The following is a 13,202-nucleotide window of genomic DNA, read 5'->3' as shown; positions in this document are numbered from 1 at the left end:
GGCGAAATTATTATTTACTGCTAGGCTTTGGATTATTGCCGCACATTACGCTCCTCCTATCTCAGTGGCAGGCCAGTGCCAATGATAGACCTGTTAACGTTGATAATTTCCCACACGCGATAAATACCAACCAAGCTAATAATTATGATGATCACGACTAAACTTACACTATCGGTCACCGGGCTGGAGTAGCCCAGTCTGTAAGCTAAGGAGATAAACATGTCGACGCAACCCATTATCAAATTGCACGATGGCAATCTGATGCCACAACTTGGCCTTGGCGTTTGGCAGGCAAGTATTGAAGAAACGCAGCTTGCTGTCAGCAAGGCTTTAGAGGTGGGCTATCGGTCGGTGGATACCGCGGCTATTTATAAAAATGAAGAAGGCGTCGGCAAGGCAATAAAAGAGGCAAACGTCGCCCGGGAAGAGCTATTTGTGACCACTAAACTGTGGAATGATAGCCAACGTAACCCAAAACAGGGGCTCGAAGAGAGCCTGCAAAAACTTCAGCTCGATTATGTCGATCTCTATCTCATCCATTGGCCGGTTCCCGCACAGGATCATTATGTCAGTGCTTGGCGTGAACTTATCGCCTTAAAAGCACAAGGTTTGATCCGCAGTATTGGCGTCTGTAACTTCAATATCCCGCATCTACAACGATTGATTGATGAAACGGGGGTTGCGCCTACGCTCAATCAGATTGAACTGCATCCACTGCTACAACAGCGCCAGATCCATGCTTGGAATGCCACTCATCATATTGCAACTGAGTCTTGGAGCCCCTTAGCGCAAGGAGGCCAGGGTGTTTTTGATCAAGAGATTATTCGCCAGTTAGCGCAAAAATACAGCAAAACGCCGGCACAAATTGTGATCCGATGGCATCTTGATTGCGGGCTGATTGTGATTCCAAAATCAGTCACACCAGCGCGTATTAAGGAAAATTTCGACGTGTTTGACTTCAAACTGCACAAAGATGAGTTGACGGCAATTTCGAAGTTAGATTGTGGTAAACGATTAGGGCCAGACCCGGCTGTCTTCGGGTCTGACGGCTGATTCAGATGTGATTTTCAGCTCAATGAGGTTTTGTTTTGCCTTTGCTCGTCCCTGACGGCTTATTCACCGGCGCTCTATTTGCGCCGGTTTTACTACCTGCTGATTTAGGTGCTGTTGCGCCACTAGCTGAAGGCGGTTTTTTCCCCGCTGGCACGGCATGTGTTCGACCACCAGGCTGACGCTGACGAGTGATTGACGTATGTTTAGTGAGCGCTGGCGTATGATGGCGCAGCGCACGGCGAGCTTCACGTTGCTCTTCAATCGTCGCTGCGGGTACCAAGCACTCACGGCGGCTACCAATCAGGTGCTGCATCCCCATATCGCTTAATGCATCGCGAATCATTGGCCAGTTAGCTGGATCATGATAGCGCAACAATGCTTTATGTAACCGCCGCTGGCGATCGCCTTTTGGCACCACGACATCTTCACTTTTATAACCAACTTTCGACAGCGGGTTTTTACCGGTGTAATACATGGTGGTGGAGTTCGCCAATGGCGAAGGATAGAAGTTCTGCACCTGATCCAAACGGAATCGGTTTTTCTTCAACCACAGCGCCAAATTAACCATGTCCTTATCTTCCGTCCCCGGATGGGCAGAGATGAAGTAAGGGATCAAATACTGCTCTTTACCCGCTTGCTTAGAGTAGGTATCAAATAGCTCTTTAAAGCGTTGATAGCTGCCCATGCCCGGTTTCATCATTTTGGAAAGTGGCCCTTCCTCCGTGTGTTCCGGCGCTATTTTCAAATAACCGCCCACATGGTGGCTGGCTAATTCTTTGATATAACGTGGGTCTTCAACTGCAATATCGTAACGTACCCCTGAGGCAATCAGGATCTTTTTGATCCCTTTCAAATCACGCGCCCGCCGATAGAGGGAAATGGTCGGCTCGTGGTTGGTGTCCATGTGCTGGCAAATATCAGGATAAACGCAAGATGCGCGGCGGCACGTTTGTTCAGCACGCGGTGATTGGCAACGTAACATATACATGTTCGCTGTCGGGCCACCTAGATCGGAAATAATGCCGGTAAAACCAGGCACTTTATCGCGAATCTCTTCGATCTCGCGAATAATGGAATCCTCTGAACGACTCTGAATAATACGCCCTTCATGCTCAGTAATGGAGCAGAATGAACAGCCGCCATAGCATCCGCGCATGATGTTAACCGAGAAGCGAATCATGTCGTACGCTGGGATAGGTGATTTCCCATAAGAAGGATGCGGCACACGCTGATAAGGGAGCCCGAAAACGCTGTCCATCTCGTCTGTGCTCAGCGGAATGGCTGGCGGATTGATCCAAATATAGCGGTCGCCATGTTTTTGCATCAATGCACGAGCGCAACCGGGGTTCGTTTCATGATGCAAAATCCGCGATGTATGCGCATATAACACTTTGTCTGCTTTCACTTTTTCATAGGAAGGCAGCAAGACATAGGTTTTCTCCCATGGCTTGGGCTTGGCGGCACGCACAGTAACAGGTTTAGCTTCCGGCTCAGGGATCTCATTCGTTGCGCAGGGTAAATCTTCGCCATATGGATTGGGGATAGCTTCAATACGGCCGGGGTTATCTATACGGGTAGAATCTACCCCACTCCAGCCTGGTAGCGCCGTTTTGCGCATCACGACCGTGTTACGAACATCTTGAATGTCGGCGATTTTCTCACCGGCTGCCAGACGATGCGCAACTTCAACCAGTGGCCGCTCGCCATTACCGTAGACCAACATATCTGCTTTCGCATCCACGATAACCGAACGGCGTACTGTGTCTGACCAATAATCGTAATGGGCAATGCGCCGCAAGCTGGCCTCAATACCGCCGAGCAAGACAGGCACATGGCTATAGGCTTCTTTGCAGCGCTGGCTATAGACCAATGTGGCACGGTCTGGTCGCTTACCGCTTTCATTATCGGGCGTATAGGCATCGTCATGACGCAACTTTCGGTCAGCCGTGTAACGGTTGATCATCGAGTCCATGTTTCCGGCGGTCACACCAAAAAACAGATTCGGCTCACCAAGGCGCATGAAATCATTTTTATTGGTCCAATCTGGCTGAGCGATAATGCCCACGCGGAAGCCTTGGGCCTCTAGCATCCGACCAATGATAGCCATTCCGAAACTTGGGTGATCAACATAAGCATCACCAGTGATGACAATAATATCGCAGCTGTCCCAGCCTAGTACGTCCATTTCCTCCCGTGACATCGGCAAGAATGGCGCAGTGCCGTAGCATTCAGCCCAATATGGCTGATAGGAGAATAGGTCACGTTCTGGTTGGATCAGGCTGGTACTCATGGCAACACTCTTCGAATTGGGGAAAGTTGAGGTGGTTCGGGTTAAGAAATCATCACCGGGCGGGGATTATACGCATTTATCCATTAGAAGAGGAAGGATAATGGTGGTTTTGGTTTCAATTTCAATGAGGGTTGGATCTAGTTTCGGTTGAAGACCGGATCTGGTTTCGGTTGCTATTCGTTCGGTGATCACTTTGCCTGTGTCGCCTCAACCGAGTCGGGCCGCAGGGCGGCGGCCCAACACCTGCGCCTTTGCGCGAAATATTGTGGCTTCGCCATCCCCTCCTGCAGCTTGCCGGCTTATCGAACCGGTGCTGACTCGCTCCCAGCTCGACAGCCCCTTTCGCCGCGTCCATGCGGCTCATTCGGCCTGCAAGCTTTGTCGGCAATTTTTCTGATTGCGCTTAAGGTCAAGACCCAAGACCTAAAAATCATGGTGTTGACCTTGAAGTTTAAAAGCACATTTGAGCTGCCGAATGAAGAGTGAAGGCAAGGAAAACGGGCAGGACGCCCGTTTTAGGCGCCATGAGCAGGGATGCGAATAAAGCCGTCCGTCAGCCGAAACGATGAGTGAGGGAACCTGCGAAGCAGGCAAGCGATACGTGCGCAAGCGCGGGTTTCCAAAGGGGCCACGCTCATGGCCCATTTGGCGATTAAGGTGCGTATTCTTTCTACGGTGCTGCCGCCGTCACCAACTGCCCCGCTGAACCGCGATCCGCCATCTCAAGCGTTTGGCTGTGGAACAAGAACGGGAAGTGTTCAGAAGACACTTGATTGAAATACACCAGCAGCTCCACATCACCATCAACCCAGACAGTATCTTTCCAACCGCGATCTTCGGCCATTGCAGATGCGCCGTTTACTTTCTTCACTAAGAAAGAGACGCCTTGGATATGGAATGCTTGTGGCATATCAGCGTGTAACGTCCAACGTTCCCAAGTCCCTTGCTGTGCCTGAGCATCAACGCGCCCCATATCCCAGATAACGCCATTGATACCCGGCAAATCATCCCCCAACCTGAACTCGCGTGAACGAACCACGCTGCCATCTAGAATCTGATCAGCGAGTAAGCGCATAGGGAGATTATCAGTCACTAATGGCAGCAAGCCCGTCGGTTTTAAGGTCAAAACCAAGGTAGAAATCAAAATACTGGATGGCTCAAATAAACCGCGCAGGCGATCCATAATGCCAGCGGAATCGCCCGCAGTGATGGAGACTTCACTGCCTTGCGACATATCGATGACAACTTCACGCCGCTCGCCTGGGGCCAGCGAAAGTTGCTGCACGGCGACTGGCGCGGGCAGGAACCCTTGGTCACTGGCAACAACATGGAGTGGGCGACCATCACTAAGTTGTAAGGTATAACGGCGTGAGTTAGAGGCATTAAGTAAACGTAAGCGCACCCAACCACGAGAAACTTCTACAAACGGGCTTTGCACTCCGTTAACCAGCAACGTATCACCGACAAATCCCCCTTTAGCAGGTGGGTCGTATTCCGGTACGCCAAAGTTATCTAGCCGCTTATCCTGAATAATAATCGGGAAATCATCAACGCCGTAATGGTTCGGCAAAGGCATCCCTTTGCTAGTGGCATCTTCCACCAGCCACATACCCGCCAGCCCGTTATAAACATGCGGAGCCATGCGGTTGGGTGTATTAGCATGATACCAAAGGGTCGCCGCCGCTTGCCTTATAGGTAATACCGGCGACCAATCGGAACCAGGAGAAATCATACGGGCCGCGCCCCCCATTAACGTACCTGGGACTTGCAGCCCACTTATCGTCATGGATACCGGCTCAGTCAAACGATTGCTGTAAATGAGTTTGACGTCATCGCCACTGAAAACCCTGACGGTCGGCCCCAAATACATGCCGTTAATGCCCCAAACAGCCGCTTTCTGACCACCACTAAATGCCCAGTGCGCTCGCTGTAAGGTCAAAAACAACGGTTGACCGCGACGGGACTCCAGCAAAGGGGGAACTGGTAGCGAGGGTTGTTTGGTGCTATTAGCCTGTGCCCTCAATGGCAACGAGCCAGCACCTAGCGCTAAGCCCGTGGCCTGAATGAACTGGCGACGACTGAGTGACATATCTTCTCCGTGAAAACCACAATCAAATCTACTGCAATATTTTGCCTGACTGCGAATAACGCTGAAGCACGGCAAAACGCTCACGGCCGAGGCCGCTTAAATGAAAACCCAAATTTCACTTCAACCAAAATTCGCTTGAATCAAGGCCAATTTCAATCTTATAGCGAGGCGTACTCACTGACCCGCCGCAACTAATAGACTACTTTTCAATCGCCGCCTGTTGTGACTCTTGGGCAATTTCCGCATCGAGTTGCTCAATTTTAGCCAGCATTAAATTGCGACAATGCTCTGACAACTCGCGCACTCGCTCTTTGCCATAACCTGAGGTATCTACTGGCGGCATGATTTCTACAATCACTTTGCCGTTGGACCAACGATTGAGGTTGATGTGGTTTGTGCTCGAGACACAAATCGGCACAATCGGCACACCCGCAGCTATAGCGGCATGAAAAGCGCCGGTCTTAAATGGCAATAACCCGCGGCCACGGCTACGAGTACCTTCTGGGAACATCCAGATAGAGACATTTCTTTTTTGTACCTGCTCAACAACCTGAGCGATAGTGCCGTGCGCTTTAGCGCGATTATCGCGATCGATGAGCAAATTTCCGGTCAACCAGTAAAGTGGGCCAAATAATGGCACCCATAATAAACTCTTTTTACCCACGGTCACCGTACCGGATTGAACCACATTCGACATGGTGACCATATCGTAATTATTTTGATGGTTAGCGATATAAATACAGGTGCCGTAATCAGCAGCCTCTTTGGGTATGCGTTGTTCAACCGTAATGCCAAACAGCACAGACATCCGGCCAAATAGATGGGCAAACGTGGCGAGATTACGCGGATTACGCGGCCTAAATAGGCAATAAATAGAACCAAACACACACACCAGAACACAATATAAAACAGCCAGTACCGTGCGCAAAATTAATAACATAACACCCTCTTAAACACTGACTCTTAGACACCTAATCGACGCTAGTATAACGGCTTAGCAACAAAAAACCGCGCTGATTGCTTGCCATTATCATGTTACGCGACAACGCGCGCAAAATGCGCGCGCCGCCTGTTACATTTACCCGCTAGTACCTTTTTACCCGCTAGTCCCTTTCTGAGATTCCAGTCACTTAGGATATTAGGCATCACCCTCTGCTGGTGCTGCCGGCGCTGGTGCATCAATATCTACACGATCAATACGTTGCAGCCCTCGAGGCAACGGTGAACCTTTACGGCCTCGTTCAGCACGGAATTTCTGCAAATCTTCAGGTCGTAGCGTTAATTTACGTTTCCCAAAGTGCAGTGTCACTGAAGTTTGCGGCGGCAACACAAATAGCCACGCCAGACGATCTTCACCTGCGGCCGCTTGCGCGCCAGGAATTGATACAATCTTATTCCCTTTACCTTTTGATAATTCAGGTAAATCAGCAACAGGGAACATTAACATACGCCCAGCAGCCGTGATGGATAACAACATATCATCTGGGCCATGAATTTCTAATGGCGGCAGTGCCTTAGCATTCTCCGGCAACGTGATCATTGTTTTACCGGCTCGGTTTTTAGCAACCAAATCATTGAAAGTGCAAACAAAGCCATAGCCCGCATCCGAAGCCATTAATAATTTCTGGTCATCCGGAGCCATTAAGACCTGCTCAATGGTCGCGCCCGGCGGTGGCGTCAATTTACCGGTCAGCGGTTCCCCTTGCCCACGAGCAGAAGGTAACGTCAGCGGATCTAACGCATAACTACGACCCGTTGAATCAATAAACACCACGGGCTGGTTACTCATGCCACGAGCGGCTGCACGGAAGCTGTCACCCGCTTTATAACTTAGCCCGCTCGGGTCAATATCATGGCCTTTGGCACTGCGCACCCAGCCCATTTCAGACAATACGATGGTCACCGGTTCAGAAGGCACAATGTCATGATCACTCATGGCTTTCGCTTCAGCGCGTTCAGTCAATGGCGAACGACGTTCATCGCCATAGGCCTCGGCATCAGCTTGAATCTCTTTTTTGATCAGAGTATTAAGTTTGCGTTCTGATGCTAACAATGCCTGCAATTGATCACGTTCTTTAGCCAGTTCATCCTGCTCACCACGAATCTTCATCTCTTCCAGTTTGGCTAAATGGCGGAGTTTCAGTTCGAGGATCGCTTCAGCCTGCGTCTCAGAGATACCAAAATGCTGCATCAGCAACGGTTTCGGTTCATCTTCAGTGCGGATGATACGAATAACTTCATCAATGTTTAGGAAGGCAATCAATAAACCTTCTAAAATATGCAACCGCTTCAGTACCTTTTCCAAACGGTAGTTCAATCGGTTACGCACAGTTTGACGACGGAAGACCAGCCACTCGGTGAGGATCTCCAACAGCCCTTTGACTGATGGACGATGATCCAAACCGATCATATTCATATTGATGCGGTAGCTTCTTTCCAGATCTGTCGTGGCGAACAGATGGTGCATCACTTGATCCAGATCGACTCGGTTAGTACGCGGAACAATAACTAGGCGAGTCGGGTTTTCATGGTCAGATTCATCACGCAAATCTTCGACCATCGGCAATTTCTTAGCGCGCATCTGGCTGGCAATTTGTTCCAACACTTTGGCACCGGAAACCTGATGCGGCAATGCGGTAATAACCGCACTACCGTCTTCTTTCTTCCACAATGCCCGCATACGTACAGAGCCACGGCCATTCTCGTAAATTTTACGAATTTCATTACGAGGCGTAATGATCTCAGCTTCCGTTGGGAAATCTGGCCCTTGCACGAATTCCAGCAATTCTTCGAGCGACGTCGCAGGTTTATCGATAAGTGCGATCACCGCCTGAGCAACTTCACGTACGTTATGAGGTGGAATATCGGTTGCCATCCCGACAGCAATACCTGTGGTGCCGTTGAGCAAAATGTTCGGCAGGCGTGCAGGCAGCATTTTCGGCTCCTGCATGGTGCCGTCGAAGTTTGGCACCCAATCAACCGTACCTTGGCCTAGCTCGCTCAACAAAACTTCGGCGTATTTTGACAGACGTGATTCGGTGTAACGCATCGCCGCAAAAGACTTAGGATCATCTGGTGCCCCCCAGTTCCCTTGCCCATCCACCAGCGGATAGCGGTAAGAGAATGGCTGCGCCATCAGGACCATCGCCTCATAACAAGCGCTGTCGCCATGAGGATGATATTTACCCAGCACGTCACCCACAGTACGAGCAGATTTTTTGAATTTCGCGCTATTGCTTAGCCCCAGTTCAGACATCGCATAAACAATGCGCCGCTGGACGGGTTTCAAACCATCGCCGATAAATGGCAACGCCCGATCCATGATGACGTACATGGAATAGTTCAGATAGGCGTTTTCAGTAAAGGTGTGCAGCGGTAAGCGTTCTGCACCGTCATGAGTCAAATCACTCATTACTCAAATATCCTCAGACTCTGGAATGGCGATCACTGGGCGTCAGCGGATCGGCACCGCAAGTTTATTGTCGAATTCTGCCCGCGATAGTACCTCATCTGCAGGGTGACTGTCACAATCCGCAGAGAATCTCAATCTTTCCCCTTCAACAGAGTAAATTTCCCCACTGTCGAACTCACTAAAGAAACGAAACAGCCTTAATACATCGCTTTTGTTGCTAAATGAGCAAGAGTGTTATGCATAATTGTACATTTTTCTCTGGTCATGTACCCATTAGCATACTCACTATTCCGAGCCATATATTTATCTGCGCTATCGGTTCCTAGCTATACAAGGATTATCCCAATGAGTAACGTATTAATTATTAACGCAATGAAAGAATTTGCGCACTCCAAAGGCGCGCTTAATCTCACTCTCACTAATGTAGCCGCCGACTTTTTGCAGGAAAGTGGTCATCAGGTTAAAGTCACTACAGTTGACCAAGGTTATGATATTGAAAGTGAAATTGAAAATTACCTGTGGGCTGATACTGTCATTTACCAGATGCCCGCTTGGTGGATGGGTGAGCCATGGATTTTGAAAAAATACATTGATGAAGTCTTTACCTTTGGTCATGGCCGTTTGTATCAAAGTGATGGCCGTACCCGCTCCGATGTGACTAAAGGCTACGGCTCTGGTGGTTTGATTCAAGGTAAAAAGTACATGCTTTCAGTAACCTGGAATGCACCAATTGAAGCCTTTACCGATCCTACACAGTTTTTTGAGGGCGTCGGGGTAGATGGCGTGTATCTGCATTTCCATAAAGCCAACCAATTCCTTGGCATGGAGCCATTACCAACATTTATGTGTAATGACGTCATGAAACAACCTGATATTGAAGGGGATATTCGTCGTTATCATCAGCATTTGGCTGAGCATTTTAACGGTCAGACCGCTTAAATTCTTACCATTAGGTCATTTGAGGCAGCAATGATTACTGTTTTTGCAGAAATAAAAGTTAAACCGGGGCGTCGTGAGGCCGTATTGCAGGCCATTGGGAAGCTTCTCCCTTCAGTGTTAGCAGAAGACGGTTGTGGCGCTTACCGCCCGATGGTGGATGTATCGACTCAGCTCGATTGGCAAAAGAAATCGCCGGATTCTATTTTCATGTTAGAGAAGTGGCAAAGCGTCCACCATTTGGAGTTGCATTTACAGACGCAACATATGCAGCAGCATCATGAAGTCACCAAAGATGATGTGCTGGGTGTGAATATTCATATTCTGGATAATGCGTAACGCCTCACCCCAACGCCATTGGCCTTGCAGCTAGGCAGCAAGCGAGTAAATCCCGATGAGCTGACTCAAGTCAGTGATTCGGGTGCGCGAGTGCCGCTAACAACGCTGCGGCGTCAAGGGCGAAGGGGTATCCCCAAAGCCATTGGCGTTGCAGCTAGGCAGCAAACGAGTAAATCCCGATGAGCTGACTCAAGTCAGTGATTCGGGTGCGCGAGTGCCGCTAACAACGCTGCTGCGTCAAGGGCGAAGGGGATCTTTGAGCCAATCACGCCCCCGCAACCGAATCTGCTCACTCACATAATCCAGAAAACACATAATCCGCGCCGCAAGCTGCGTATTACGATAATAAACAGCGTTGATGGGTTGCCAAGTTTCCAAAATTTTGTCGGGCATGACTTCAACTAAACGCCCTGCTCGCTGATCCTCTCGGGTCATAAAATCAGATAACTCAACGATCCCTTCCCCTTGCAAAGCTAGTAAACGCAGAGTTTCACCACTGGAGGCAGCTAGATTGGGGATGATTGAGGTTCGTCCTGTCGGCAAATGGGGCAATGACCACTGATTGAGAGATTCAGGTTGCGTGAACCCCAACAAGCTATGGTTTGCTAAGTCGTCGATATTGTGTGGTGTACCGTGGCGTTCGAGATAATCAGGGCTGGCGAGGATACGTACTCGACTGGCTCCGAGCAAGCGAGCATGGATCGTCGAGTCACGCAACGCGCCGATACGGATCGCAATATCGGTGCGTTGTTCAAGGAGATCGATATTAAGATCATCGGTATTTAATTCGAGAAGGATTTGCGGGTATAACGCACGAAATCCAGTGACCATCGGCACAATCACGTGTTGCATAAACGGAGCGGCTGCATTCACCCGCAGCCGTCCCGCTGGCTGTAATCGACGCAGCGCAATTTGCTCTTCAGCATCATCTACCGCAGCAATAATCTGCCGCGCATGGCTGAGGAATAACTCACCTTCTTCGGTCAACTCCAAGCGCCGAGTAGTGCGACGCAGCAGCGTAGTGGCCAGTTTTTTCTCCAGCCGGCTTAAAGCACGGCTGATACCCGATGTCGTCTGATTACGCTGCTCTGCAGCTGCCGTAATCGAGCCACAGTCGATCACCGAGGTGAAAGCCTGTAACTCTTCTAACGTCACTTTCATCGATCACACCTCGATTTCAGCGGTATCCCCTTTCTCTTGCAGCCAATTGCGGCGATCTTCGGAGCGCTTCTTCGCCAACAGCATATCCATCATTGCCATGGTCTTATCAATATCATCGTCACCAATGGTCAATTGCACCAAGCGGCGAGTATTCGGGTCGAGAGTGGTTTCCCGTAACTGCAATGGATTCATCTCACCCAACCCTTTGAATCGCTGAACGTTAGGCTTACCGCGTTTACGTTTCAGTTGATCCAACACACCCGCTTTTTCTTCTTCATCCAAGGCATAGAATACTTCTTTGCCTAAATCGATACGGTACAACGGCGGCATCGCCACATAAACGTGGCCATTGCGTACTAACGTGCGGAAATGGCGGACAAACAACGCACACAGCAAGGTGGCGATATGCAAACCATCGGAGTCCGCATCCGCCAGGATACAAATCTTCCCGTAACGGAGTTGGCTCAGATCATCACTGTCGGGATCAATACCGATCGCCACTGAAATATCATGGACTTCCTGCGAAGCCAGTACTTCATCTGATGAGACTTCCCACGTATTGAGGATCTTACCTTTGAGCGGCATGATCGCCTGATACTCTCTATCACGAGCTTGTTTGGCTGAGCCGCCTGCGGAATCCCCTTCCACCAAAAACAGCTCAGTCATGCTCAAATCTTGCGAAGTACAGTCTGCGAGTTTGCCGGGCAAGGCTGGGCCACTGGTCAGTTTTTTACGCACCACTTTTTTCGCTGCGCGCATCCGGCGTTGTGCACTGGAAATCGCCAGTTCAGCTAGCTGTTCTGCTGCCTGTACGTTTTGATTCAGCCACAAACTAAATGCATCTTTTACGACGCCGGACACAAATGCGGCGCATTGACGTGAGGAGAGTCGCTCTTTCGTCTGACCCGCAAATTGTGGGTCCTGCATTTTGACCGACAACACATAGGCACAGCGTTCCCAGATATCATCCGCTGAGAGTTTGACGCCACGTGGCAGAATATTGCGGTATTCGCAGAAATCACGCATGGCATCAAGTAAGCCCTGACGCAAACCATTAACGTGCGTACCACCCTGCATCGTGGGGATCAGGTTAACGTAGCTTTCAGTCAGCAGTTCGCCGCCTTCAGGTAACCATAATAGCGCCCAATCAATGGCTTCCGTGTCCCCGGCAAAAGAGCCGACAAAAGGTACTTCTGGTAAGGTGATCAGGCCATTTACCGCTTCCATCAGGTAATCAGTCAACCCATCGGCATAGCACCAGCGTTGCTCTGTGTTATTCACCAAATCTTTAAAGATGATTTCCACACCAGGGCACAACACGGCTTTTGCTTTTAGCAAATGAGATAAACGAGAAACGGAGAAACGTGGGCTATCGAAGAAAGAGACATCAGGCCAAAAATGAACGCTCGTACCGGTATTGCGTTTACCACAGGTGCCGATAACCTGTAAATCCTGCACTTTGTCGCCATTCTCAAAGGCAATGCTGTAGATCTGGCTATCGCGGCGCACCGTCACTTCAACACGTTTGGATAAGGCATTCACAACGGAAATACCTACACCATGCAAACCACCCGAGAACTGATAGTTCTTATTAGAGAATTTACCGCCCGCATGTAAACGACATAAGATCAGTTCAACCGCAGGAACACCCTCTTCAGGATGGATATCGACAGGCATACCACGGCCATCATCGATAACTTCCAATGATTGGTCGGCATGCAAAATAACATCAATGCGACGAGCGTGGCCTGCTAACGCTTCATCAACGCTGTTATCAATCACCTCTTGACCAAGGTGGTTTGGCCGCGTGGTGTCCGTGTACATTCCCGGACGACGACGCACTGGTTCTAAACCGCTGAGTACTTCAATGGCATCAGCGTTATAGCTGGATTCAGTCATGGTTTGATTAATATTCGGCTAAG

General features: G+C 49.7%; 9 protein-coding genes. 3 read left to right on the top strand and 6 right to left on the bottom strand.

Annotated elements, in window-relative coordinates:
• Positions 1–219 precede the first annotated feature (219 nt).
• Positions 220–1,053: a 2,5-didehydrogluconate reductase DkgA gene (gene dkgA, locus DA391_RS02885; RefSeq protein WP_050083770.1), complete on the top strand. Its 834-nt coding sequence runs from the start codon at positions 220–222 to the stop codon at positions 1,051–1,053.
• A 19-nt stretch (positions 1,054–1,072) separates the two neighbouring features.
• On the opposite strand, the gene DA391_RS02880 is transcribed toward dkgA, so the two are convergent.
• From DA391_RS02880 to parC, 4 genes are all read right to left on the bottom strand, one after another.
• Positions 1,073–3,343: a YgiQ family radical SAM protein gene (locus DA391_RS02880; RefSeq protein ID WP_050083771.1), complete on the bottom strand. Its 2,271-nt coding sequence runs from the start codon at positions 3,341–3,343 to the stop codon at positions 1,073–1,075.
• A gap of 670 nt (positions 3,344–4,013) precedes the next feature.
• Positions 4,014–5,432: a cell division protein FtsP gene (gene ftsP / locus DA391_RS02870; RefSeq protein ID WP_050083790.1), complete on the bottom strand. Its 1,419-nt coding sequence runs from the start codon at positions 5,430–5,432 to the stop codon at positions 4,014–4,016.
• Positions 5,433–5,631: 199 nt separating this feature from the next.
• Positions 5,632–6,372 (bottom strand): 1-acylglycerol-3-phosphate O-acyltransferase, encoded by a 741-nt coding sequence (locus DA391_RS02860; protein ID WP_050874423.1) that lies wholly within the window; start codon positions 6,370–6,372, stop codon positions 5,632–5,634.
• A 198-nt stretch (positions 6,373–6,570) separates the two neighbouring features.
• Positions 6,571–8,844 carry a DNA topoisomerase IV subunit A gene (gene parC / locus DA391_RS02855; RefSeq protein ID WP_050083792.1) on the bottom strand — a complete coding sequence of 758 codons (2,274 nt, stop codon included), beginning with the start codon at positions 8,842–8,844 and terminating at the stop codon, positions 6,571–6,573.
• Between the two features lie 345 nt (positions 8,845–9,189).
• Here parC and DA391_RS02850 point away from each other — a divergent pair, with 345 nt between their 5' ends.
• Positions 9,190–9,783 (top strand): NAD(P)H-dependent oxidoreductase, encoded by a 594-nt coding sequence (locus DA391_RS02850; RefSeq protein WP_049610469.1) that lies wholly within the window; start codon positions 9,190–9,192, stop codon positions 9,781–9,783.
• Positions 9,784–9,813: 30 nt separating this feature from the next.
• Positions 9,814–10,119 carry a putative quinol monooxygenase gene (locus DA391_RS02845; protein ID WP_050083793.1) on the top strand — a complete coding sequence of 102 codons (306 nt, stop codon included), beginning with the start codon at positions 9,814–9,816 and terminating at the stop codon, positions 10,117–10,119.
• 237 nt (positions 10,120–10,356) lie between these two features.
• On the opposite strand, the gene DA391_RS02840 is transcribed toward DA391_RS02845, so the two are convergent.
• On the bottom strand, positions 10,357–11,280 hold the full coding sequence (locus tag DA391_RS02840; RefSeq protein ID WP_050874425.1) for a LysR substrate-binding domain-containing protein: 924 nt from the start codon (positions 11,278–11,280) through the stop codon (positions 10,357–10,359).
• Between the two features lie 3 nt (positions 11,281–11,283).
• Positions 11,284–13,179 carry a DNA topoisomerase IV subunit B gene (gene parE, locus DA391_RS02835; protein WP_049610461.1) on the bottom strand — a complete coding sequence of 632 codons (1,896 nt, stop codon included), beginning with the start codon at positions 13,177–13,179 and terminating at the stop codon, positions 11,284–11,286.
• Between the last annotated feature and the right edge of the window lie 23 nt (positions 13,180–13,202).

This window comes from Yersinia massiliensis (assembly GCF_003048255.1).
Classification (GTDB): domain Bacteria; phylum Pseudomonadota; class Gammaproteobacteria; order Enterobacterales; family Enterobacteriaceae; genus Yersinia; species Yersinia massiliensis_A.
Note: the sequence above shows the minus strand (reverse complement) of the source record. Positions and strands in the feature narration are given on the sequence as shown.